Annotated in this window: 20 protein-coding genes; 14 read left to right on the top strand and 6 right to left on the bottom strand. The window is 63.6% G+C overall.

The window, feature by feature from the left end; all coding sequences use genetic code 11:
• The 12 genes from murD (at position 1) to O987_RS23630 (ending at position 13135) form a co-directional block, all read left to right on the top strand.
• The gene (gene murD / locus O987_RS23680) at positions 1 to 1911 is read left to right on the top strand and encodes a UDP-N-acetylmuramoyl-L-alanine--D-glutamate ligase (RefSeq protein ID WP_043375158.1); all 1911 of its coding nucleotides are present in this window, start codon (positions 1 to 3) and stop codon (positions 1909 to 1911) included.
• Entirely contained in the window at positions 1908 to 3179 is a 1272-nt protein-coding gene (gene ftsW / locus O987_RS23675; protein ID WP_003051279.1) for a putative lipid II flippase FtsW, read from the top strand. The genes murD and ftsW overlap by 4 nt, the downstream gene beginning before the upstream one ends.
• Positions 3176 to 4261, top strand: a complete 1086-nt coding sequence (murG, locus tag O987_RS23670; RefSeq protein ID WP_003051282.1) for an undecaprenyldiphospho-muramoylpentapeptide beta-N-acetylglucosaminyltransferase — start codon at positions 3176 to 3178, stop codon at positions 4259 to 4261. The genes ftsW and murG overlap by 4 nt, the downstream gene beginning before the upstream one ends.
• Positions 4258 to 5691: a UDP-N-acetylmuramate--L-alanine ligase gene (gene murC / locus O987_RS23665; protein WP_043375156.1), complete on the top strand. Its 1434-nt coding sequence runs from the start codon at positions 4258 to 4260 to the stop codon at positions 5689 to 5691. Before murG ends, murC begins: the two co-directional genes overlap by 4 nt.
• Positions 5688 to 6659 carry a D-alanine--D-alanine ligase gene (locus tag O987_RS23660; RefSeq protein ID WP_003051287.1) on the top strand — a complete coding sequence of 324 codons (972 nt, stop codon included), beginning with the start codon at positions 5688 to 5690 and terminating at the stop codon, positions 6657 to 6659. The genes murC and O987_RS23660 overlap by 4 nt, the downstream gene beginning before the upstream one ends.
• Positions 6656 to 7465, top strand: coding sequence for a cell division protein FtsQ/DivIB (locus O987_RS23655; RefSeq protein WP_003051290.1), 810 nt, complete (start codon positions 6656 to 6658; stop codon positions 7463 to 7465). Before O987_RS23660 ends, O987_RS23655 begins: the two co-directional genes overlap by 4 nt.
• A gap of 72 nt (positions 7466 to 7537) precedes the next feature.
• Positions 7538 to 8767 (top strand): cell division protein FtsA, encoded by a 1230-nt coding sequence (gene ftsA / locus O987_RS23650; protein WP_003051293.1) that lies wholly within the window; start codon positions 7538 to 7540, stop codon positions 8765 to 8767.
• A gap of 146 nt (positions 8768 to 8913) precedes the next feature.
• A complete protein-coding gene (ftsZ, locus tag O987_RS23645; protein ID WP_003051295.1) occupies positions 8914 to 10107 on the top strand; it encodes a cell division protein FtsZ in 1194 nt (397 codons plus the stop codon).
• Positions 10108 to 10369: 262 nt separating this feature from the next.
• On the top strand, positions 10370 to 11293 hold the full coding sequence (gene lpxC, locus O987_RS23640) for a UDP-3-O-acyl-N-acetylglucosamine deacetylase (RefSeq protein WP_003051298.1): 924 nt from the start codon (positions 10370 to 10372) through the stop codon (positions 11291 to 11293).
• 11 nt (positions 11294 to 11304) lie between these two features.
• A complete protein-coding gene (locus O987_RS29300; protein ID WP_003051301.1) occupies positions 11305 to 11481 on the top strand; it encodes a hypothetical protein in 177 nt (58 codons plus the stop codon).
• A gap of 202 nt (positions 11482 to 11683) precedes the next feature.
• A complete protein-coding gene (locus O987_RS23635; protein ID WP_003051303.1) occupies positions 11684 to 12112 on the top strand; it encodes an RcnB family protein in 429 nt (142 codons plus the stop codon).
• Between the two features lie 246 nt (positions 12113 to 12358).
• Positions 12359 to 13135: an alpha/beta fold hydrolase gene (locus O987_RS23630; protein ID WP_326998629.1), complete on the top strand. Its 777-nt coding sequence runs from the start codon at positions 12359 to 12361 to the stop codon at positions 13133 to 13135.
• On the opposite strand, the gene ruvC is transcribed toward O987_RS23630, so the two are convergent.
• From ruvC to O987_RS23600, 6 genes are all read right to left on the bottom strand, one after another.
• The gene (gene ruvC / locus O987_RS23625; RefSeq protein WP_043375154.1) at positions 13129 to 13677 is read right to left on the bottom strand and encodes a crossover junction endodeoxyribonuclease RuvC; all 549 of its coding nucleotides are present in this window, start codon (positions 13675 to 13677) and stop codon (positions 13129 to 13131) included. The two genes, O987_RS23630 and ruvC, sit on opposite strands and share 7 nt — an antisense overlap.
• Positions 13678 to 13787: 110 nt before the next feature.
• On the bottom strand, positions 13788 to 14501 hold the full coding sequence (gene mtgA / locus O987_RS23620; RefSeq protein WP_043375151.1) for a monofunctional biosynthetic peptidoglycan transglycosylase: 714 nt from the start codon (positions 14499 to 14501) through the stop codon (positions 13788 to 13790).
• Positions 14498 to 15367, bottom strand: a complete 870-nt coding sequence (aroE, locus tag O987_RS23615) for a shikimate dehydrogenase (protein ID WP_043375149.1) — start codon at positions 15365 to 15367, stop codon at positions 14498 to 14500. The genes mtgA and aroE overlap by 4 nt, the downstream gene beginning before the upstream one ends.
• 165 nt (positions 15368 to 15532) lie before the next feature.
• Positions 15533 to 16393 carry an energy transducer TonB gene (locus tag O987_RS23610; protein WP_003051317.1) on the bottom strand — a complete coding sequence of 287 codons (861 nt, stop codon included), beginning with the start codon at positions 16391 to 16393 and terminating at the stop codon, positions 15533 to 15535.
• A 29-nt stretch (positions 16394 to 16422) separates the two neighbouring features.
• Positions 16423 to 18492: a ribonuclease catalytic domain-containing protein gene (locus tag O987_RS23605; protein WP_043375147.1), complete on the bottom strand. Its 2070-nt coding sequence runs from the start codon at positions 18490 to 18492 to the stop codon at positions 16423 to 16425.
• 158 nt (positions 18493 to 18650) lie between these two features.
• Positions 18651 to 19235, bottom strand: coding sequence for a YqiA/YcfP family alpha/beta fold hydrolase (locus tag O987_RS23600; protein ID WP_003051324.1), 585 nt, complete (start codon positions 19233 to 19235; stop codon positions 18651 to 18653).
• Between the two features lie 178 nt (positions 19236 to 19413).
• Here O987_RS23600 and rodA point away from each other — a divergent pair, with 178 nt between their 5' ends.
• Both rodA and tldD read left to right on the top strand, forming a co-directional pair.
• Positions 19414 to 20595, top strand: a complete 1182-nt coding sequence (gene rodA / locus O987_RS23595; RefSeq protein WP_003051327.1) for a rod shape-determining protein RodA — start codon at positions 19414 to 19416, stop codon at positions 20593 to 20595.
• Between the two features lie 383 nt (positions 20596 to 20978).
• Positions 20979 to 22439: a metalloprotease TldD gene (gene tldD / locus O987_RS23590; protein WP_003051333.1), complete on the top strand. Its 1461-nt coding sequence runs from the start codon at positions 20979 to 20981 to the stop codon at positions 22437 to 22439.
• Positions 22440 to 22611: the final 172 nt, after the last annotated feature.

Genomic DNA, 22611 nt, shown 5'->3' with positions numbered 1-22611 from the left:
ATGCAAGACGAAGACCTCAAGCTCGACGATCAGGTTCTGCAGCCGGATACGGATGCGGGAGTGGATGCTATGCAAACGCAAGCGCCTATCGCTGATCTGCAAAGCATTTCAGATGAAAATATGTCTGAAATGAATCAGGAGCAAGCGCAAGAAGCTCCTGAAATGGAAGCGCCTGCCATCATCGCCAAGACGCTGGATGCCGAGCCGGTGCCCGATATCTCCACCTTGACGGCCGCCAGGGATGCGGCCGCCTTTGTGGCACAGATCTTTGCCGATCCCAGCATCTCCGACGCGGCCGACGCCGAAGTGACTGCCGCCGAGCCGCAGCCCGAAGCCGAGCAGCAGGAGGCGGTGGAACTGCCGCCTGTCCCCGTGCATTGGCCGCAAGGCGCGGCCCAGCATCTGCAGGGTCAGCGCGTGCTGATTCTGGGTCTGGGCATCTCGGGTATTGCGATGGCCCGCTGGTGCGTGCGTGCCGGTGCCGACGTCACGGTGGCAGACACGCGCGAAGTCCCGCCCTATCTGTCTGCGCTGCAGACCGAGCTGCCCGGCGTGCGCTTTGTCGCCGGCGCATTCACGGCGGCCCTGGTCGATGGCCAGAGCCTGAGCTCCGTCTATCGTTCGCCGGGCCTGAGCCCGGCCAGCGTGGCGCCGGTCTTCAATGCCGCGCGCAGCATCGGCCTGCCCACGGGCGGCGAACTCGATCTGTTTGCCTTTGCGCTCAAGGGCCTGCGCGAAGCCCATGGCTATGCGCCCAAGGTGCTGGGCATTACCGGCACCAACGGCAAGACCACGGTCACCTCGCTGACCGGTCAGCTGCTGGAGCATGGCGGATTGAGCGTGGGCGTGGCCGGAAATATCGGTCCCACGCTGCTCGACACCCTGTCCGGGCGCATCGATGCCGAGACGCTGCCCCAGGCCTGGGTGCTGGAGCTGTCCAGCTTCCAGCTCGATGACTGCCGCGGCTTCGAGCCCACGGCGGCCACGGTGCTCAATATCACCCAGGACCATCTCGACTGGCATGGAGGCATGCAGGCCTATGCCGACGCCAAGGCCCATGTCTTTGGCGAGCAGGCTCTGATGGTCCTCAACCGTGAAGATCCCGTCGTCATGGCCATGCTGCCCGCGCCTGTGGCGGTGCCCGGCAAGCGCGGCAAGACTTTCCAGCGCGCCCATGTCACCTTTGGCGGCGACATGCCGCGCCGCCCTGGCGACTTCGGTCTGGAGGTGGTCAACGGCATGACCTGGCTGGTGCGCGCCCACGAGGCCGACGAAACCAGCAAGGGCAAGAACGTCGACGATCTGCACATCGTGCGCCTGATGCCCGCCGATGCGCTGCGCATCCGCGGCCGCCACAACGCCATCAATGCGCTGTCGGCCCTGGCGCTGGCGACCGGCGCGGGATGCACGCTGGCACCGCTGCTCTACGGCCTGCGCGAATACCGGGGCGAGCCGCACCGCGTACAGCCCGTGGGCCGGGTGGGCGATGTCGAATACTTTGACGACAGCAAGGGCACGAATGTGGGTGCCACCGTGGCCGCCCTCATGGGCCTGGGGCCGGACCACCGCATCGTGGTGATTCTGGGCGGTCTGGGCAAGGGCCAGGACTTCACGCCGCTGGCTGCTCCCGTTTCGCGCTATGTGCGCGCGGCCGTGCTGATCGGTCAGGACGCGCCGCAGATTCGCGAGGCCCTGGGCGACACCGGCGTGACCCTGGTCGATGCCGCCTCCATGCAGGACGCCGTGCAGCAGGCCGCGCGTCTGGCCCATGCGGGCGATGCAGTGCTGCTCTCGCCGGCCTGCGCAAGCATGGATATGTTCAAGGACTACGCGGACCGCGCCCACCAGTTTGTGGAAGCGGTGCGCGAGCTGGCACTTGAAGCCGGCCAGCAACTGGAGGACGGCGCATGACAGCCGCCTTCATGACCAGCCTCTCCGGCCGCATGCGCTCGTGGTTTCGCACGGTCGGGGACAAGCCCATCGACGTGCTGCCGGTGCGTGTAGGCGGGCCCGTGTACGACCGTCCGACCCGCACGCCAGCCAGCGTCCTGGGGCTGGACCAGGCTCTGATCTGGGTCGTCATCGCCTTGCTGTCCTGGAGTCTGGTCATGGTGTATTCGGCATCGATTGCGATGCCCGACAATCCGCGCTTCGGCAAGATCGAGCCCTATCACTTCCTGCTGCGCCACACCATGTCTATAGGCATGGCCTTTGTGGCCGCGCTGCTGGCCTTCCAGGTGCCCATGAATGTCTGGGAGAAGGTGGCGCGCAAGCTGTTCCTGATCTCCATCGTGCTGCTGGTGGCGGTGCTGATTCCGCATGTGGGCACGGTGGTCAACGGCGCGCGGCGCTGGCTGTCGCTGGGCATCATGAACTTCCAGCCTTCGGAGCTTGCCAAGTTCTCCATCCTGATCTATGCGGCCGACTACATGGTTCGCAAGATGGAGGTCAAGGAGCGCTTCTTCCGCGCCGTGCTGCCCATGGGCCTGGCCGTGGTCGTGGTGGGGGTGCTGCTGCTGGCCGAGCCCGACATGGGGGCCTTCATGGTGATCGTCGTGATCTCCATGGGCATTCTGTTCCTGGGCGGCGTGAATGCGCGCATGTTCTTCATCATCGCGCTGCTGGTGGTGCTGGCCTTCGGCATGATCATCGCCACCTCGGAGTGGCGACGCGAACGTATTTTTGCCTACCTTGATCCCTGGGATGAAAAGCATGCGCTGGGCAAGGGCTATCAGCTCTCGCATGCGCTGATCGCCATCGGGCGGGGCGAGATCTTTGGCGTGGGCCTGGGCCGCAGCGTGGAAAAGCTGCACTGGCTGCCCGAAGCGCATACCGACTTCCTGCTGGCCGTGATCGGCGAGGAATTCGGTCTGGTCGGTCTGCTGCTGATTGCGGCAGTCTTCTTCTGGCTGACCCGCCGCATCATGCTGATCGGCCGTCAGGCCATCGCGCTGGACCGTGTCTTTGCGGGCCTGGTGGCGGAGGGCGTGGCGATCTGGATGGGCTTCCAGGCCTTTATCAACATGGGCGTGAATCTCGGCGCCCTGCCAACCAAAGGCCTGACTCTGCCGTTGATGAGTTTTGGCGGTTCGGCCATTTTGATGAATTTGATTGCGATAGCTGTGGTGCTCCGAGTCGATTACGAAAACAAGCTGCTGATGAAGGGAGGTCACGCATGACGCTTCCCGTTGAGCAAAACAGGCAGCGCACCGCGCTGGTGATCGCCGGCGGAACCGGCGGCCATATCTTCCCCGGGCTGGCCGTGGCGCAGGAGCTGCGCGCACGCGGTTGGAATGTGCACTGGCTGGGCGCGCCGGGCTCCATGGAGTCGCGCATCGTGCCGCCGCAGGGCTTTGCACTGGAGACCATCGAGTTCGGCGGCGTGCGCGGCAAGGGCGTCAAGACTTTGCTGCAGCTGCCCTTCAAGCTGAGCAAGGCCTTTGCACAGGCGCGCAGCGTCATCAGGCGCGTGCAGCCCGATGTGGTCATCGGCCTGGGCGGTTATCTCACCGTGCCCGCAGGCCTGATGGCCGCGCTGTCCGGCGTGCCCGTGGTGCTGCACGAGCAGAACTCCGTGGCCGGCATGGCCAACAAGGTCGTGGCCAAGGTGGCCAGGCGCGTGTTCACGGCTTTCCCCAAGGTGTTTGCCAAGGGCGAATGGGTGGGCAACCCGCTGCGTCAGGCTTTTCTGGAGCAGGCCGAGCCGGCCCAGCGCTTTGCCGGTCGCAGCGGCCCGCTGAAGCTGCTCGTCGTGGGCGGCAGCCTGGGAGCCAGGGCGCTCAATGAGATCGTGCCCCAGGCTCTGGCCCTGATGCCTGCCGATCAGCGCCCCGTGGTGCTGCACCAAAGCGGTACGGCCCAGATCGATGCGCTGCGTGCCAACTATCAGGCTGCCGGCGTGCAGGCCGAGCTGACTCCTTTCATCGACGACACGGCCAAGGCTTTTGCCGATGCCGATCTCGTGGTCTGCCGTGCCGGTGCCAGCACCGTGACCGAGATCGCTGCCGTAGGGGCTGCAGCGGTCTATGTGCCCTTCCCGGCGGCGGTGGATGACCACCAGACCAGCAATGCCCGCTTCCTGGTGGATGCCGGTGGCGGTTGGTTACAGCCTCAAAGTACTTTGAGCGCCCAAGGGTTGGCGGAAATGCTACAAAATATGCAGCGTGCGACGCTGTTGGAGCGCGCTGAACTCGCGAAGAAAATGCAAAAGACTGATGCCACCGCGAAGGTGGTCGCCGCTTGTGAGGAGTTGGCAGCATGAAACACGCCATTCATCACATTCACTTTGTCGGTATTGGCGGCGCCGGCATGAGCGGTATTGCAGAGGTTCTGCACAACCTGGGTTACGCCATTTCAGGTTCCGACCTGGCTGACAGTGCCACGCTGCGCCGCCTGGCCGGCCTGGGCATCAAGACCTTTGTCGGTCATGCGGCCGAGAACGTCGCCGGCACCGATGCCGTGGTGACCTCCACGGCCGTGCAGGGCGACAACCCCGAGGTTCTGGCGGCCCGCGAGAAAAAGATTCCGGTGGTTCCCCGTGCCCTGATGCTGGCCGAGCTGATGCGCTTCAAGCAGGGCATCGCCATTGCCGGCGCGCATGGCAAGACCACCACCACCAGCCTGGTGACCAGCGTGCTGGCCGAGGCGGGCCTGGACCCTACTTTCGTGATCGGCGGCAAGCTCAATAGCGCTGGCGCGAATGCCAAGCTGGGTCAGGGCGACTACATCGTGGTCGAGGCCGACGAGTCCGATGCTTCCTTCCTGAACCTGCTGCCCGTGATGGCCGTCGTCACCAATATCGACGCCGACCACATGGAAACCTACGGCCATGACTTTGGCCGTCTCAAGCAGGCCTTTGTCGACTTTCTGCACCGCATGCCGTTTTACGGCCGTGCCATTCTCTGCGTCGACAGTCCTGCCGTGCGCGAGATATTGCCCAGGCTGGCCCGCCCGGTCACGACCTACGGCTTTGCCGAAGATGCCCAGGTGCGTGCCGTGAACGTGCGTGCCGAAGCCGGTCGCATGCGCTTTACCGTGCGACGCCAGAACGGACAGAGCTACCCCGACCTCGAAGTCGTTCTGAGCCTGCCCGGCGAGCACAACGTGCTCAACGCCCTGTCTGCCGTGGCGGTCGCCATGGAGCTCGAGATTTCCGATGAAGCGCTGCTGCGTGCCCTGGAAGGCTTCAAGGGCGTGGGACGGCGCTTCCAGCGCTATGGCGAGCTGCCGGCTGCCGATGGCGGCATGTTCACCGTCATCGACGACTACGGTCACCACCCTGTGGAAATGGCCGCCACGCTGGCTGCAGCACGCGGCGCCTTCCCGGGCCAGCGCCTGGTGCTGGCCTTTCAGCCGCATCGCTACAGCCGCACACGCGACTGTTTCGAGGACTTCGTGAAAGTCATAGGCAGCGCCGATTCCGTGCTGCTGGCCGAGGTCTATGCCGCAGGCGAGGCTCCCATCGTGGCCGCCGACGGTCGCTCCCTGGCCCGCGCTTTGCGCGTGGCCGGCAAAGTCGAGCCTGTATTTGTGGAAAACATTGCCGATATGCCGGCAGCCATCGCCGCCAATGCGCAAGCAGGTGATGTATTGCTGTGCATGGGAGCGGGATCGATTGGTGCCGTGCCCGGGAAACTGGTTGAAATGCTTCAGAAACAAGAGCCGGCTGCGCCCGCAGGGAGCGCGCAATGAGCATGTTTGGTACCAATATCGACGTGAAGGCACTGGGCAAGGTCGCAGTGCTGATGGGGGGGCGCTCGTCCGAGCGCGAGGTCTCGCTGATGTCCGGCACCGGCGTGCTGGCAGCGCTGCAGTCCAAGGGAGTCGATGCCCACAAGTTCGACCCCGCCGAGCAGGGCCTGGACCAGCTCAAGGCGCAAGGCTTTGACCGCTGCTTCATCGCGCTGCATGGCCGCTATGGCGAGGACGGCACGGTGCAGGGCGCGCTGGAGTTGCTGGACATCCCCTACACGGGTTCGGGTGTGATGGCTTCCAGCATCGCCATGGACAAGATCATGACCAAGCGCATCTGGCGCTTTGAAGGTCTGCCCACGCCGGACTGGCGCATGGTCGATTCGGCCGAAGCCACCCGCGCCGCATTGCAGGCCCTGGGTGCTCCCATGATCGTCAAGCCTGCACGCGACGGCTCCAGCATCGGCCTGACCAAGGTGATGGATGCCGACGAATGCGCCAGGGCCTACGAGCTGGCGGCCCAGTACGACGCAGAAGTGCTGTGCGAGCAGTTCATTGCCGGCGACGAGACCACCTGCCCCGTGCTGGGCACGGGAGCGAAGGCCGCTGCGCTGCCGGTGATCCGCATCGTGGCGCCCGAAGGCAACTACGACTATCAGAACAAGTACTTCACCGATACGACGCAGTACCACTGCCCGAGCGGCCTGCCGGCTGCCGAGGAAGCCGAGATCCAGCGCATCGTGGAGAAAGCCTTCCGCACCCTGGGCTGCCGCGGCTGGGCGCGTGCCGACATCATGATCCGCGCCAGCGACCGCAAGCCTTTCTTGCTGGAGATCAACACCTCACCTGGCATGACCGGGCATTCTCTGGTCCCCATGGCGGCGCGCGCCTCCGGCGTGAGCTACGAAAACCTGTGCCTTGGCATCCTGGCCATGAGCACGCTGGATGGAGAAGCGGAGCAGCCATGAACCGCAGCCAGCCCACAGCCGTCGTCCCGTTCGACGTCAAGCTCATGAACATCACTGCCACGGTCATGTTCATGGGGTGCTTGACGGCGTGCGTGATGGCCGTGGGATGGTGGTTGATGCGAACTCCGGCCTTCAATATCGGCCGCATCGTGGTGGAAGGCGAGCTGGTGCATAACAACGCCGTGACGCTGCGTGCCAATGTGGCACCGGTGCTCAAGGGCAATTTCTTCACGGTGGACCTGAAGGCGGCGCAGCACGCATTCGAGCAGGTGCCCTGGGTACAGGAGGCGCAGGTGCGCCGGGAGTATCCGAACGGCTTGCGCGTGGCGCTCAAGGAGCATGTGGCCGAGGCTTTCTGGGGCCCCGAGACCGGCACCGGCCTGGTCAACAAGGCCGGCGAAGTGTTCGAAGCCAATCTGGGCGAGCTGGACCGCGAAGGACTGCCGCGTCTGCAAGGCCCCGAGGGCTCGGCTCCGCGTGTGCTGCGGATGTATCACGCACTGGCGCCGGCGCTGAAGCCACTCGATGTGGAGCTGGACAGCCTGACCCTGGATGCGCGTGGCAGCTGGGAACTCGTGCTGGACAACGATGCATTGCTGACACTGGGCGGTGGCACCACCGAAGACATATTGCAGCGTGTGCAGCGCTTTGTGCGCACGCTGCCTCAGATCACCTCTCAATACAAGCGCTCGGCTGCAGCAGTGGAGTCTGCAGACCTGCGTTACGAAGACGGCTATGCCTTGCGACTCAAGGGCGTGACCACTGGAACCTCCGCGCCGGCAGCTGCTGCCAGGGCCAGACGATGAGCGGGAGCAGGAGAACAGACATGCAAGGCGCACACAAAGACAAGACAGAACCTACCGGGGGCGGAAGCTGATATGGCAAGAGAATACAAGGATGTGATTGTTGGGCTGGATATCGGCACGGCCAAGGTCATGGCGGTGGTGGCCGAGGTCATGTCCAATGGCGAGCTGAAGCTGGCGGGCCTGGGCGTTGCCCCCAGCAACGGCTTGAAGCGTGGCGTGGTCGTGAACATCGATGCGACCGTGCAGAGCATCCAGCAGGCGCTCAAGGAGGCCGAGCTGATGGCCGACTGCAAGATTCAGCGCGTGTGCACCGGCATTACCGGCAGCCATATCCGCGGCCTGAATTCCAGCGGCATGGTGGCCATCAAGGACAAGGAGGTCTCGTCCACCGATATGGCGCGCGTGATGGAAACCGCCAAGGCCATCAATATCTCGTCGGACCAGCGCCTGCTGCTGGTCGAGGCGCAGGAGTTCGTCATCGACGGGCACGAGGTGCGCGAGCCCATCGGCATGAGCGGCATTCGCCTTGAAGCCAAGATCCATATCGTCACCGGTGCCCAGAGCGCGGCCGAGAACATCATCAAATGCGTGCGCCGCTGCGGCCTGGAGGTCGAGCAGCTGCTGCTCAACCCGCTGGCATCGGCCCAGGCCGTGCTGACCGACGACGAGCGCGAGCTGGGCGTGGCCGTGGTGGATATCGGCGCGGGCGCGACCGATGTGGCCATCTTCACCGGCGGTGCGATTCGCCACACGGCCGTGATCCCGATTGCCGGCGACCTGATCACCAGCGACATCGCCATGGCCCTGCGCACTCCCACCAAGGATGCCGAGGACATCAAGGTCGAGAGCGGCTACGCCAAGCAGCTGCTGGCCGACCCCGATGCCCAGGTCGAAGTGCCGGGCCTGGGTGACCGCAGCCCGCGCATGATCAGCAAGCAGGCCCTGGCCGGCGTGATCGAGCCCCGCGTGGAAGAGATCTTCTCGCTGGTGCAGCAGGTCATCCGCGAGTCGGGCTACGAAGAAGTGCTGTCCTCGGGCATCGTGCTCACGGGCGGCAGCGCCGTCATGCCCGGAATGATCGAGCTGGGCGAGGACATCTTCCTCAAGCCCGTGCGCCGCGGTCTTCCCAAATATTCCGGTGCGCTGGCCGACATGGTCGCCCAGCCCCGTGCCGCCACCGTGATGGGCCTGCTCGATGAAGCGCGCCTGGCACGTCTGCGTGGCTACAAGGTGGCCCAGAAGAGCGGTTCCATGAAGACCGCCTTCGGCCGGTTCAAGGACTTCATCGTGGGGAACTTCTGATATGAGCACCTATCGCATGTTCATCACCGGACCACCAACGATGGATTTTTCGCGGCATCGACGACGAAGACCGCGAAGACCTCAAGAGTTCGAAATTTCTTTTCCACAGCAGCGACAAACCACCACTAGAGAACAGGAGCACCACCATGCCTATCGACATGATTGAAACCGAAGAATTCAACCAAGGCACGCAGATCAAGGTGATCGGCGTCGGCGGTGGCGGCGGCAATGCCGTCGACCACATGATCGAACGCAGCGTCCAGGGCGTCGAATTCATTACGGCCAATACCGATGCTCAAGCTCTGTTGCGCAGCCGCGCTCACCGCACCATCCATCTGGGTGGCAGCGGCCTGGGTGCCGGCAGCAAGCCCGACAAGGGCCGCGACGCTGCGGAAGCTGCTGTGGAAGATATTCGCGCTGCCATCGAAGGCGCGCACATGCTCTTCATTACGGCAGGCATGGGTGGTGGTACGGGTACCGGTGCATCGCCTGTGATCGCACGAGTGGCCAAGGAAATGGGCATTCTGACGGTGGGTGTGGTGACCAAGCCTTTCGAGTGGGAAGGCGGTCGCCGCATGCAGAACGCTGACGCCGGCCTGGCCGAGCTGGAAGCGAATGTGGACTCGCTGATCGTTGTGCTCAACGAAAAGCTGCTCGATGTGCTGGGTGACGATATCTCCCAGGACGAGGCTTTTGCCCATGCCAACGATGTTCTGAAGAACGCCGTGGGCGGCATTGCTGAAATCATCAACGAGTACGGCCATGTGAACGTCGACTTCGAAGACGTGCGCACCGTGATGGGCGAGCCCGGCAAGGCCATGATGGGCACGGCCAAGGCAGCCGGTCCCGACCGTGCCCGCATCGCAGCCGAGCAGGCCGTGGCCTGCCCGCTGCTGGAAGGCATCGACCTGTCCGGCGCCAAGGGCGTGCTGGTGCTGGTGACGGCCGCCAAGGGCAGCCTGAAGCTGTCCGAGTCGCGTCTGGCCATGTCCACCATCAACGCCTACGCGTCTCCCGATGCGCATGTGATCTATGGCGCCGCCTATGACGACTCGCTGGGCGACGAGATCCGTGTGACCGTGGTGGCCACCGGCCTGTCGCGTCCCAATGTGCGTCGCCAGAACATCCAGGTGGTGCAAGGCGGCCTGCGTACCGGTACCGACAACGTGGCCGTGGGCCTGCCTCCCCTGGGCGGCATGGAATACGGCACGGCCAACACCAATGTGCCCAGCGTCTGGCGCACCAACCGCACCCAGGCTTCCGAGCGTGTGAGCGCGCTGGCCTCTGGCGGCATGGACGATGTGGAGATCCCGGCCTTCCTGCGCAAGCAGGCTGATTGAGCTCCCCCTGAGCGGCTTTGCCGCGTCCCTCTCTCTGGCGCTTTGCGCCGGAGGGGGACGACCCCCTCGGTGCGGGGCGGCGGGGCCGCCCAGGCCCTTCCTCGGTGTCGCTGCCTCCGAGTACGCCAGGGCTTGATCGTCAGCCGCAAAGGCCTTTGGTTCGTTAAGGACTGAAGGCCCATCAGTTCGCTGTATCGCAGCGATTAAGACAACCCTGGGTTGGTGTAAGCCGGCTCGGGGTTGTCCCATTTAAAATACAGAGATGCTTCAGCAACGTACCATCAAGACCATTTCCCGTGCCGTAGGCGTGGGCCTGCACAGCGGCCAGCGTGTCGAGTTGACGCTGCGCCCTGCCCAGCCTGATACCGGCATCGTGTTCCGTCGCGTGGACTTGCCCGAGCCTGTGGATATCCCCATTTCCGCCGAGGCCGTGACCGATACGCGCATGGCCTCCACCATCGGCAGCGGCGGTGCCAAGGTGCATACGGTCGAGCACCTGATGTCGGCCATCGCCGGCCTGGGAATCGACAACCTCTATGTGGACATCACGGCCGAAGAGGTGCCGATCCTCGATGGCTCCTCGTCCTCGTTCGTGTTCCTGCTGCAAAGCGCCGGAATCGAGCTGCAAAAGGCCCCCAAGCGCTTCATCCGTATCAAGAGCCCGATCGAGGTGCGCGAAGGCGAAGGCCATAACCTCAAATGGGCGCGCTTTGATCCCTACCATGGCTTCAAGCTGCGCTTCGAGATCGACTTCGCTCACCCCGCCGTGGACTCCACGGGGCAGTGCGTGGAGTTCGACATGGGTCTGGACAACTACACACGCGATATCGCCCGCGCGCGCACCTTCGGCTTCACCAAGGATGTGGAAATGCTGCGCAACAACGGCCTGGCACTGGGCGGCGGGCTGGACAACGCCATCGTCATGGATGACTACAAGGTCCTGAACAGCGACGGTCTGCGCTATGACGACGAGTTTGCCAAGCACAAGATCCTCGATGCGATCGGCGATCTGTATCTGATCGGCAGGCCCATTCTCGGAGCCTACAGTGCCTTTCGTTCGGGCCACGGCCTCAACAACAAGCTGCTGCGCGCCATGGTGGCGCAGCCCGAGACCTGGGAGATGGTGACCTTCGAGAGCGAGCGCCAGGCTCCTCAGGGCTTTGCCATGCCTGCCCAGGCCTGGTGAGCAGGAGCTCCATGCTGATCTTTCGCTGGCTGGCCAGCCTGCTGATTCTGGCTTCGGCGCTGAGCTTTGCCTTCTATCTGGGAACCGGCAAGGCCCAGTACAAGCGTCTGGGTTTCCTGCTGTTCAAGTGGACGGTGATCGCCGGTCTGGCCTTTTTTGCCGTGATGCTGGTGGGGCGCATTGTCTGAGAAGCTATTCATTTTGATAGCTGCTTGCGCAAGCCGGACAGGCGTTGCATTGGTTTCTGCTTTGTAAACGTCCGGCAAAAAGTGGTAAATCGGCATTTGCTCACGTCAGGCACTGCCGAAATGGGGCGAAGATGGAACGCCTGCGGTCGCCATGGCGTGCCGCACCGCTTGTTGACCGAAACGATTCGACAAAGGAGTATCCATGTCCCGTTTGACTACCCGCATTCTTTCCGCCTCGGTTGCCGCCTGTCTGGGTCTGGGCAGTCTGGCCGTACAGGCGCAGCCCGGCCCACCTCCGGGCCGTGGCAACGGTCATGGGCCGCAGGACATGCGCCATGGCGGTCGTCATGATGACCGTGGCCGGCATGAGCAGCGCTATGACCGGCGCGACGACCGACGTGCCGAGCGCCACGACAACGGCCGCCGTGGCGGCGGTCCCGACCATAACTGGTACAAGGGCAGCCGCGTGCCGCCCCAATACCGCAGCCAGCACTATGTGGTGAATGACTGGCGCGGCCACCGCCTGTCGGCCCCGCCGCGCGGCTATCACTGGATCCAGAACGGCGGCGACTATCTGCTGGTCGCCATTGCCACCGGTGTGATTGCCTCCATGGTGCTGGGCAATTACTAAGCACTGACACCCCTCGAAAAGTCGTGGCCTGCCGCGGCTGTTTTGTATGGAAGTCCTGTAAAGCAGGCTCAGTTTGGGTCATGCAATTGACCATCTCCAGAATCTGGCCGAACATTCTGCGGACGCACTGCAATGCAGACCCGGAGCGGATCACGGAGGGTTGACTTTATATGCGAAGAGTCGAGGTGCCGACCAGGGATGGGCATTCCATCGTGCTGACACGCATCGGCCCCGCAGGGGGGGGCTGTGGTGGTCTTGACGCACGGCACGTTTTCCAGCGCCTCTTCATGCCAGAGGCTGGGTCGATTCCTCGCCGCGCAGGGTTTTGGCGTCTGGCTTTTCGATTGGCGAGGACATGGACTGAATCAGTCAGTCAGCCACGATTACGACCTTGAAACCGTGGCCGAGCAGGATGTTGACAGCGCTCTTCAAGAGATTCTCCGCCAGGAGCAAGGTCGGTCCATGGTATTCATCGGGCATAGTGGTGGAGGCATTGCCGCGGCCATCTGGGCAGCGCGCCAGCCCGAGCATGCGCAGGCGCATCTGGCCGGTCTCGTGTTGCTGGCCGCCCAGACGACCCATGCAGCTGCCACCTTTTCAGCGCGGATCGCAATCCACGGGTACAGGGCCTGGATAGGCCGTAGGCAATGGCTGGCCGCAAGCTCCATGGTGGGGCCCGAGAGGGAAAGCGCCCGCCTGATGCGACAGTGGTGCCATTGGAACCTGCGCCGCAGCTTTGTCGGCAAGGACGGCATGGATTACCCGAGCAGCCTGGCCCAGGTTCGGATTCCCGTTCTGGCACTTGCAGGATCTGCGGACCGTGTGATCGCTCCCTGGCGGGGCTGCGAAGCCCTGGCCAGGACCTTCGGTGGGGCAGATGTGGAGTTTGTGCTGTGTGGCAGGGCTGCTGGCTTTGCGGAGGACTATAGCCACAGTCGGTTGCTGATGTCCGGCAATGCGCAATCCGATGTGTTTCCCAGGATCGCGCAGTGGATCAGGCTCAGGTCCGCACTGGCTCAATAAACCCGTCCACCCCGGTACATGGCATGTTGCTTGCGGCGCAGATCGGTGGCTTTGGCCATCAGTCCCATGGCGGCCGCCGCATGGGCATGGGTGATGGCCAGTCCCAGCGCATCGGCGGCATCGGTGCCGGGCAGGCCGGGCAGCTGCAGCAGGCGCTTGACCATTTCCTGAATCTGATTCTTGGCCGCGCGACCATGGCCGGTCACGGCTTTTTTCATCTGCAGTGCGGTGTACTCGGAAACCGCGAGATTGGCGTTGACCAGGGCCGTCAGCGCCGCGCCTCGGGCCTGGCCCAGCAGCAGCGTGGACTGTGGGTTGACGTTGACGAAGACGATTTCCACGGCAGCCACCTCGGGCTGGTAGCGCGAGGCGACTTCGGAGATGCCGTCAAACAGCACCTTGAGACGGCCCGGCAGGTCGCCGAGTTCCATCTTGTTGGTGCGTATGGTGCCGCTGGCCACATAGGACAGCCGTTGACCGTCCATGTCGATGACGCCAAAACCCGTGGTCTGCAGGCCTGGGTCGATTCCGAGAATTCGCATGGCTGTCGATTATCCACGTACAAAACCCTCACGCTCCATGCGGGTGGCAGCAAGCAAGAGCCGCCTCGTGGCGATGCTGCCGAAGGCACGGGCCGCCCAGGCGAAGCGCCTCAGGGGGCTGTCACCATCGGTATATAGCGTGCAATTGTGCGGCTGCGCTGCGCCAGATAACGCGATTGCGGCATTTTCTCGAAGCGCTTGGGCGCCGGAAGCATGGCGGCCAGTCTGGCCGCCTCAGCTGCATTGAGCTGGGCCGCACTCTTGCGGAAGTAGTGCCGTGCGGCGGCTTCGGCACCGAACACGCCCTGGCCCCATTCCACATTGTTGAGGTAGATCTCAAGAATGCGCTGCTTGCTCAGCATCAGCTCCAGCAATTGCGCCAGCACCAGCTCCTGGCCCTTGCGCAGAAAGTTGCGCTCGCCCGACAGCAGCAGGTTCTTGGCCAACTGCTGGGTGATGGTGGAGCCGCCATAGATCTTGGCGGGCTTGCTGTGGCTTCCGGCGGCTCTGGCCTCGGCTTTGGCATTGCGCTGCCAGGCCTTCTGAACAGCATCCCATTCCACGCCATGATGCTCCATGAAGCCGGCGTCCTCGGAGGCAATCACCGCACGCTTGAGGTTGCCGGAGATCTGGTCGTAGTTCACCCATTGCTGGCGCCAGCGCAGGCCCTCGCTGCTGTGCGCAAGCTGCCAGGCTTCGGAGCGCTGATAGCTGGTGGAGTCCGGATCCAGCCAGGCCATGACTGCGATGCGTGCCACAAAAAACAATTGCAGCAGCAAGGTGGCGCAAAGCACCAGCAATAGCAGTCGGCCGAGAGCTTTCATGGTGGCGTGGCTTCGGCGTGCAGCATAGCGCGCAGCTCGGCCAAGACTTGTGCCGACGGCGGACGCACGCCGCGCCAGAGCGTAAAGGACTCGGCGGCCTGCTCCACCAGCATGCCCAGGCCATCACGCGCCAGCGCGCCATGGCTGCCGGCCCAGTCCAGAAAATTCTGGGCGGCGGGGCCGTACATCATGTCGTAGGCCAGACTGCGTGCGTGCAGAACGCTGGCGGGGGCGGGCACATCAGCCCCGGCCAGGCTGCTGGCCGTGGCGTTGATGACGATGTCGAAATTCTGGGTCAAATCGGTTTCAAGCACTTGTCTTTCAAGTGCTGCCAGCTCTACTTTATGTAGTGCGGCAATGGCCGCGTGCTGCTCAATCAGCGCCACGGCCTTGGCCTGTGTGCGGTTGGTGACGACGATGCGCTGCGGCTGTTGCTCGATCAGCGAACCGAGTGCCCCGGCTGCTGCGCCACCCGCACCCAGCAGCAGCACATTGCGCCCGGTGATGGGCACGCCGGCATTGCGGGTGATGTCGGCCACGATGCCCAGACCGTCGGTGTTGTCGGCATGAATGCCGTTGCTGCCGAATACCAGGGTATTGGCGGCACCGGCCAGACGCACGCGTTCGCTGGCGCTGGTGGCCAGCTCGGCTGCCTGCAGCTTGAAGGGAACGGTCACATTGCAGCCCTTGCCGCCGCGCGCGGCAAACTCGCGCACAAAATCGGCAAAGCCATCCAGCGGCACCAGGGCGCGCTCGTAGCTGACGGGCTGGCCGGTCAGCTCGGCAAAGCGGGCATGGATCCAGGGGGAGCGGCTATGGGCAACGGGGTTGCCCATGACGCAGTAGGCATCAAGCGTATTTGTCATACAAAGGCTGAAAGAAATCGCTCAACAGAGTTGGGTGCGCTTGGGGTCAGTGGCCTGCGAAACCGACGCAGTCTAAGCCAAGGCAGCCGTGTAAGAGCCGTCCCGGCGCACTGGCTGCGCTCCCCGCGCGAGAGCGGGGAAAGAAGTCGAAGGGGGTACAGGGGGTCACCTTATGTCTGTTTCCAGTGTCTGCTCGCGTGTGAACCTGAAGCGCGAGACGACGGCGATCTGATCGGCCTTGGTGCGCATGGCCGGGCCGAAGTGGCCGTAGGGGCCGGCGGCCCGGGCGATGGCCTCGGCACGGGTATCGAGCATGCGGTTGCCCGAACCCTGCACGACCTCGGTGGAGAGCACGCGGCCGTCATGGTTCACGGTCAGGATCATGACCAGCTCGCCATACAGCTTCTTGCCCTTGTTTTCGGGAAAGTTTTCCGTGCCTTTGTCTTCCACCTTGCGGCGCAGCGCGTCGTAGTAGACGGCGTAGACGGCCTCCTTGGTGGCTGGGCTGATATAGCGCTTCTTGGGCCGCGCGTTTTCTTCGTTGATGCGCTTTTCAATCTCGGCCAGCAGCTTGATGAGCTGCAGGCGCTTTTCTTCCTGGGCTTCCAGGGCCTTGTTGTCGGCGCTCAGGCGAGGATCGATGGGTGGCAGCGCGGCCACCTGCTGGCGCAGCTGCGTCAGCAGCTGGTGCTGCTGCTCCTGCATGGCATCGAGCTGGCGCTGCTTTTCCTCGAAGTCGTCGCCCACGGCCGTCAGGGCCGAGTAGGGCATGGGGCTGGTGGCCCGGCCCTGGTCCGCATCGCCGCCTCCGGCCAGCGAGGTCTGGGCGATGGCCTGCGCCTTGTCCGGCACCTCGTTGGCGCGGGCGTTGACCAGAATCACTTCCAGCGGTGTGTCCTGAAACACGCGCTCGAAGCTTTCCGGATCCACGAACCGGATGGTCAGCAACACGGCATGGACGGCGATGGACACGCCCAGCGCCAGCTGCAGCGTGCTCAGTCGTTGAAGAGAGGTGGGCAGTTTCACGGCAGCGTCAGGGCGATGAGGTGTGGAGATCAGGACTTTGGCTGGTCTGCAGCGGGATCGGCGTCGTTCATGTCCACCGCAATGGAGATGGGGCCGGCCACGGTGTCGTCATCGTCCTCGCCGCTGTCCTCGCTGTCGTTCCCGGCCTCGGCATCTGCATCCAGGCGCTCGATCAGCGTGCCCGAGATGTCCAGCGAGATCTCGTCGATCTCGCCGAGCCTGACGCGTACATGGGCTGCGCGCGGGAGATTCTGCGCACCCAGCACGGGCAGCACCAGCGGCAGATTGTCGGCGCGCACCAGGAAGGAGCCGTTGGGGCCTTCCTTGAAGACGCTGGCCGTGAGCTCGGTAATGCCGTTCTGCTCCAGATACTTGAGCGTCCAGAAGCGCTCCATGCCGGCCTGATAGCCGTTGTAGGCGCTGTAGGCGCCGTCAAAGCTGCTGATGATGCCGAACAGCTCGGCATCCTTGGGCTTGAACGGGGCGGCCAGGGCCGCCGTCTTGCCGTGGCGGGCACAGGCAATGATCTGCCACTGATTGACCAGATCCACATAGCGGCGCAGCGGGGAGGTGGCCCAGGAGTAGGCCTTCACGCCTATGCCTGCATGCGGCAAGGCCTTGGTGCTCATGCGCACCTTGACGCCGGGTGCCAGGCTGGCCTGGCTGCGGTAGATGCCGGGCACACCGTGCTCGGCCAGCATCAGGCCCCAGGTGCTGTTGGCCACGATGGCGGCCTCGGCCACGATCAGGTCCAGCGGTGCGCCGCGCTTGCGCACGGTGATCTGCACCTGCTCGCTGCCGTTGGGCTCGGCGCCGTCGTTGCCGACGAGGCGGAAGTTGTAGTCCGGGCGGTTGAAGTTCTCGGGCTTGCCGCGCACCACTTCGCGATTGGCCTTGAGGAATTTGGACCAGCGCTGCAAAAAGGTGAGCTCCTTGCGCTTTCCCTGCAAGGAGTCAGGCGTGTTTTCAACCTGGATTGAGGAGTCGGTCAGCCATTCCTCGGTGACGATGTGATCGAGTTTGTCGTAGCGGAAGTTGACTTCCACGGGCACGCGCTCGAGACGGGTTTCGCTGGAGACGGTCTCCAGCGTTTCCTCGTTGATCTGCACATAGAGCGAGACCGCTGGGTTGGAGCGGCCCTCGTCCAGCGTGTAGATATGCACCACGTCGTCGGGCAGCATGGTGATCTTGTAGCCGGGCATGTAGACCGTGGACAGGCGGGCGCGGCCCAGCTTGTCGAGCTCGCCGCCGGGCGTGATGGCCAGACCGGGAGCGGCAATGTGGATGCCCACGGTGACGGTGCCCGTGCCCAGGCCCGTGACGGACAGCGCATCGTCGATTTCGGTGGTGGCCGAGTCGTCGATGGAGAAAGCCTGCACATTGGCCACGGGCAGATCGGCCGGCGGCTGGGGAGCCTGCACGGCGGGGAAGCCCGTGCCCTTGGGGAAGTTGTCGAACAGGAAGCGCTTCCAGTGGAACTGGTAGGAAGAGTCGATGGCGCCTGCGCGGTGCAGCAGCTCCAGCGGGGCCAGCTTGGTGGCGCGGCTGGCGTCGACCACGGCCTTGTATTCGGGAGCGTTCTTGTCGGGCTTGAACAGAATCTTGTAGAGCTGCTCGCGAATCGCCTGCGGGCACTCGCAGCGGCCCAGCTCCTCGGCCCAGGTATCGATCTGCGCCTGGATCTGCTTTTTCTTCTCGATGGCAGCCAGGGCTTGCTGCAGGATTTCCGCAGGGGCCTTCTTGAAGCGGCCCTTGCCTGCACGACGGAAATAATGCGGTGCGTCGTACAGCCGGAACAGCGCGCCGGCCTGCTGGGCCAGCGTCGCGGATTCGGAAAAATAATCACGCGCCAGGTCGGCAAAGCCGAACTCTTCCTCGGGCGCAAATTCCCAGGCCAGATCCAGATCGATCTCGGCGGCCTGGGCCTGGCCCTGAGCGATCAGCTCGGCAGGCGCCGGCTTCTCGAATTTGAGCAGGATATTGGCGGCCTTGACCTTGACCCGCTTGCCCGAGTCCAGTTCGACTTGGGCCGAGGATTCGGCTTCGGAGAGGATGCGCCCGGCCAGAAATTTGCCGGCTTCTTCAAACAGTGCGTGCATAACCGCGCATTTTCCCACGAGCCGAACATTTGGCGCTCGGAAGTGATTCAGTTCATGCTTGAGATCGGTCAATATCCAAGGCGGCGCTGCGAACAAAGCGGCGATCTGCAGTGTGGCAGCTGCTGCCGGGAGGGCGGCGCATGGCGGCCAGAAGGGGATCAGGCCAGGGCCAGAAACTCGTCGATCCGGTCCAGATACTCGGCAAAGTTGCTCAGGGCATGGTCGCCGCCTTCCTGCACCAGTTGCAGCGCGTGAGGGTAGCGCTCGCTCATTTCGTTCCAGTCCAGCACCTCGTCGCCCTGGGCGATCAACACCATCTCGGGCGCTGCCGGCGTCATGGCGCGGGTGTCGAGCTGGCGCAGTTCCTCTATGTATTCGGGGCGAAAGAAGAAGGTTTCCTCGGGGTCATGCCAGCTGGACTGCTCGCCGATGTATTTTTCCAGGTCGCGGGCCGGGTTTACGGCGGGATTGATCATCACGCTCTTGCAGCGCGCCAGCTGGGCCACCCAGCTGGCGTAGTAGCCGCCTAGCGACGAGCCCATGACGGCCATGTTCTGGCGCGGCCAGTTGGCGATGCCCTCGACGATCACGGCTGCCGCTTCGCGCGGCGAGGGCGGTAGCTGCGGGCACCACCAGCGTACCTTGGAATGCCTGGCGCCCACATAGTCCGCCATGATGCGTGCCTTGTTGGACTGGGGGGAGGAGCGAAAGCCGTGCAGGTACAGCAGGTGGGTGGTTGTCATGGTGGCAATCTCCTCTTGTGAATGCGCTTTGGTCCCGGCCATTGTGGACTGTCTGCCTCAAGACTATCAGGGGGGCAAGGCCTATGACAGGGTGAATGGGGTCAGGCAGTGCTGAGCCGTCAGCAAAGCTCAACCCTGCAGACTGCACGGCAGCCGGCTCCCCCGATAATTGCGGCCCATGTCCGCCATCGAATTCGATAAGCCCTCGCTGCTGCAACGCATTGTTCCGCTGTTTCGCGGCTTTGACTTCCTGTTGCTTCTCTTCATCGCCATGCTGGCGGGTGCGGGGCTGCTGGCCATGTATTCGGCGGGTTTCGATCACGGCACGCGCTTTGTGGATCATGGACGCAATATGCTGATTGCGGCGGGTCTGCTGTTCGTGCTGGCCCAGATATCCCCCCAGCAATTGATGAAGGTGGCTGTGCCGCTGTACACCCTGGGCGTGGTGCTGCTGGTGGCGGTGGCCTTGTTCGGCATCACCAAGAAGGGGGCCACACGCTGGGTGAACGTGGGGGTGGTGATTCAGCCCTCGGAGCTTTTGAAGATCGCCACGCCGCTGATGCTGGCCTGGTGGTTCCAGCGCCGCGAGGGCAATCTGCGCGCCTCGGACTTTGTCATCGCCTTTGTGCTGCTGATGGTGCCCGTGGGCCTGATCATGAAGCAGCCCGATCTGGGCACCTCGCTGCTGGTGATGGCTGCCGGCCTGTCCGTGATCTTTTTTGCCGGCCTGCCCTGGAAGCTCATCGTGCCGCCCGTGCTGCTGGCCGTGGTCGGCATTTTCCTCATCGTCTGGTTCGAGCCTCAGCTCTGCGCCGATGGCGTGAGCTGGTATTTTCTGCATGACTATCAGCGCACACGCGTCTGCACCCTGCTGGATCCCACGCGCGATCCGCTGGGCAAGGGATTCCACATCATTCAGGGCATGATCGCCATCGGTTCAGGCGGCGTCTGGGGCAAGGGGTTCATGGCCGGCACGCAGACCCACCTGGAATTCATTCCCGAGCGCACCACCGACTTCATCTTTGCCGCCTATTCCGAAGAGTTCGGCCTGATAGGCAATCTGTTCATCATCGTCGGCTTCTTGCTGCTGGTCTGGCGCGGGCTGGCCATTTCCATGAACGCCAACTCGCTGTTCGGCCGGCTGATGGCGGCTGCCGTGGCCATGATCTTTTTCACCTATGCGTTCGTGAACATGGGCATGGTCAGCGGCATCCTGCCGGTGGTGGGTGTGCCCCTGCCTTTCATCAGCTATGGCGGCACGGCCATGGTCACGCTGGGGCTCGCGCTGGGCGTTTTGATGTCGGTGTCGCGGGCACAGCGGCAACTGCCCGGCGGTGATGGGCATATTCCCCATGCGTGAAGACCCGTGATTGGGCTGCTGTGCTCTTAAAAAAAGAGCTGCTATCTCATGCTTTGCAAGCTTTGAGTAATGGTTTTATGGAAAATTGCGCAGCGGGGCGGTGGGCTTAGATCGTTGAAAAATGTCAGTAGTTCCGCCCAGGGCCTTGCCTGGACTGTAAACAGCGTTTACAAACGGTTCTGGGGGTCAAAAGACCGATCAAGCGGGAGCGGCAAAGACCCAGGTGGGGTTCTGCCATGCAAAGCGGGCAGGGCGGAACCCGGCAAGTGAGAAGCTAAGTGAATGGAGCGGAATGTTGTTCAGCCTGGTGGGGCAGCATTCCGCTCTTTTTTATGCGCAGCCCGAGACAAGTCAGGACTTGCAGCTATCTCTACAATGCTCTCATGATTTCCCGCGAACCCACCATCGAACGCTTGGCCACGGCCCGTCAGTTGCTGCTTGAGCCATTCGGCCTGGACGAAACCCATCTTGCGCGCGCGCTTGCCGAAATTCGCTCGCACCAGGTGGATGATGCCGATCTCTACTTCCAGTACACCCGCGCCGAAGGCTGGAGTCTGGAAGAAGGCATCGTCAAGACCGGCTCCTTCTCCATCGATCAGGGCGTCGGTGTTCGCGCGGTCAGCGGCGAGAAGACGGCGTTTGCCTATTCCGACGACATTTCCGAAGCCTCGCTGCTGGATGCTGCACGCACCGTGCGCTCCATCTCCAGCGCGACCCAGACGCGCCGCGTCAAGGCAGGGGCTCAGAAGATTGCGCAAAGCCGCTCCCTGTATCCTGAGCTGGACCCTATCAGCACGCTGGACAGCACGGCCAAGGTCGAACTGCTGGGCAAGGTGGAAAAGCTGGCCCGCGCCAAGGATCCGCGCGTGGTGCAGGTCATGGCCGGCCTTGCGAGTGAATACGATGTGGTGCTGGTGGCCCGCGCGGACGGCACGCTGGCGGCCGACGTGCGTCCGCTGGTGCGCCTGTCGGTGACGGTGATCGCCGAGCAGAAGGGCCGCCGCGAGGTGGGCTCCTCCGGCGGTGGCGGTCGCTTCGGTCTGGCCTATTTCAGCGACGAACAGATCAGCCAGTATGTGGACGAGGCCGTGCACGCGGCCCTGGTCAACCTCGAGTCGCGTCCCGCACCGGCAGGCGTGATGACGGTGGTGCTGGGCTCGGGCTGGCCCGGCGTGCTGTTCCACGAGGCCGTGGGCCACGGCCTGGAAGGCGACTTCAACCGCAAGGGCTCCAGCGCCTTCAGCGGTCGCATCGGTCAGCGCGTGGCCGCCAAGGGCGTGACCGTGCTGGACGACGGCACGATTGCCGATCGCCGCGGCTCCTTGAACGTGGACGACGAAGGCCATGTCAGCCAGAGCAATGTGCTGATCGAGGACGGTATTCTCAAGGGCTATATCCAGGACTCGATGAATGCGCGCCTGATGGGCGTCAAGCCCACGGGCAATGGCCGTCGCGAAAGCTACGCCCACATCCCCATGCCACGCATGACCAACACCTATATGCTGGGTGGCGACAAGGATCCGCAGGAGATCATCGGCTCCATCAAGAAGGGCTTGTACGCCACCAACTTCGGCGGCGGTCAGGTGGACATCACCAGCGGCAAGTTCGTGTTCTCCGCCAGCGAAGCCTACTGGGTGGAAAACGGCAAGATCCAGTACCCCGTCAAGGGAGCGACCATCATCGGCAGCGGCCCGGAGTCACTCAAGCACATCAGCATGATAGGCAACGACATGCGCCTGGACTCGGGCGTGGGCACCTGCGGCAAGGAAGGTCAAAGCGTGCCTGTGGGCGTGGGCCAGCCCACGCTGCGCATCGACGGCCTGACGGTCGGCGGCACGGCCTGACGGAGATTCCCCCCCGGCGGGTCTTCCCGCCGAAAGCAAGACCCCGCTCTGCATGGCAGACCGGGGTCTTGTCGTTTCCGAGAGCGGCAATCGCCTGCCAGCAGGGTCTTTCAAGGGTGTTTTGATGTCTGAGCGCAAATATTGTCGATTCGCTGAAAAATTGCATTCAATA

It is taken from the genome of Comamonas testosteroni TK102 (assembly GCF_000739375.1).
Taxonomy (GTDB): Bacteria; Pseudomonadota; Gammaproteobacteria; order Burkholderiales; family Burkholderiaceae_C; genus Comamonas; species Comamonas brasiliensis.
This window is presented reverse-complemented; position numbering and strand designations above follow the sequence as displayed.

Bases quoted from the DNA above. Each gene is read 5' to 3' on its own strand.
- O987_RS29300 (WP_003051301.1), top strand. From the start codon at position 11,305: ATGCTGATCTTTCGCTGGCTGGCCAGCCTGCTGATTCTGGCTTCGGCG.
- murG (WP_003051282.1), top strand. From the start codon at position 3,176: ATGACGCTTCCCGTTGAGCAAAACAGGCAGCGCACCGCGCTGGTGATC.
- lpxC (WP_003051298.1), top strand. From the start codon at position 10,370: ATGCTTCAGCAACGTACCATCAAGACCATTTCCCGTGCCGTAGGCGTG.
- murC (WP_043375156.1), top strand. From the start codon at position 4,258: ATGAAACACGCCATTCATCACATTCACTTTGTCGGTATTGGCGGCGCC.
- murD (WP_043375158.1), top strand. From the start codon at position 1: ATGCAAGACGAAGACCTCAAGCTCGACGATCAGGTTCTGCAGCCGGAT.
- ftsA (WP_003051293.1), top strand. From the start codon at position 7,538: ATGGCAAGAGAATACAAGGATGTGATTGTTGGGCTGGATATCGGCACG.
- O987_RS23655 (WP_003051290.1), top strand. From the start codon at position 6,656: ATGAACCGCAGCCAGCCCACAGCCGTCGTCCCGTTCGACGTCAAGCTC.
- O987_RS23600 (WP_003051324.1), bottom strand. From the start codon at position 19,235: ATGACAACCACCCACCTGCTGTACCTGCACGGCTTTCGCTCCTCCCCC.
- ftsZ (WP_003051295.1), top strand. From the start codon at position 8,914: ATGCCTATCGACATGATTGAAACCGAAGAATTCAACCAAGGCACGCAG.
- mtgA (WP_043375151.1), bottom strand. From the start codon at position 14,501: ATGAAAGCTCTCGGCCGACTGCTATTGCTGGTGCTTTGCGCCACCTTG.
- O987_RS23635 (WP_003051303.1), top strand. From the start codon at position 11,684: ATGTCCCGTTTGACTACCCGCATTCTTTCCGCCTCGGTTGCCGCCTGT.
- O987_RS23605 (WP_043375147.1), bottom strand. From the start codon at position 18,492: ATGCACGCACTGTTTGAAGAAGCCGGCAAATTTCTGGCCGGGCGCATC.
- rodA (WP_003051327.1), top strand. From the start codon at position 19,414: ATGTCCGCCATCGAATTCGATAAGCCCTCGCTGCTGCAACGCATTGTT.
- ftsW (WP_003051279.1), top strand. From the start codon at position 1,908: ATGACAGCCGCCTTCATGACCAGCCTCTCCGGCCGCATGCGCTCGTGG.
- O987_RS23660 (WP_003051287.1), top strand. From the start codon at position 5,688: ATGAGCATGTTTGGTACCAATATCGACGTGAAGGCACTGGGCAAGGTC.
- aroE (WP_043375149.1), bottom strand. From the start codon at position 15,367: ATGACAAATACGCTTGATGCCTACTGCGTCATGGGCAACCCCGTTGCC.
- tldD (WP_003051333.1), top strand. From the start codon at position 20,979: ATGATTTCCCGCGAACCCACCATCGAACGCTTGGCCACGGCCCGTCAG.
- ruvC (WP_043375154.1), bottom strand. From the start codon at position 13,677: ATGCGAATTCTCGGAATCGACCCAGGCCTGCAGACCACGGGTTTTGGC.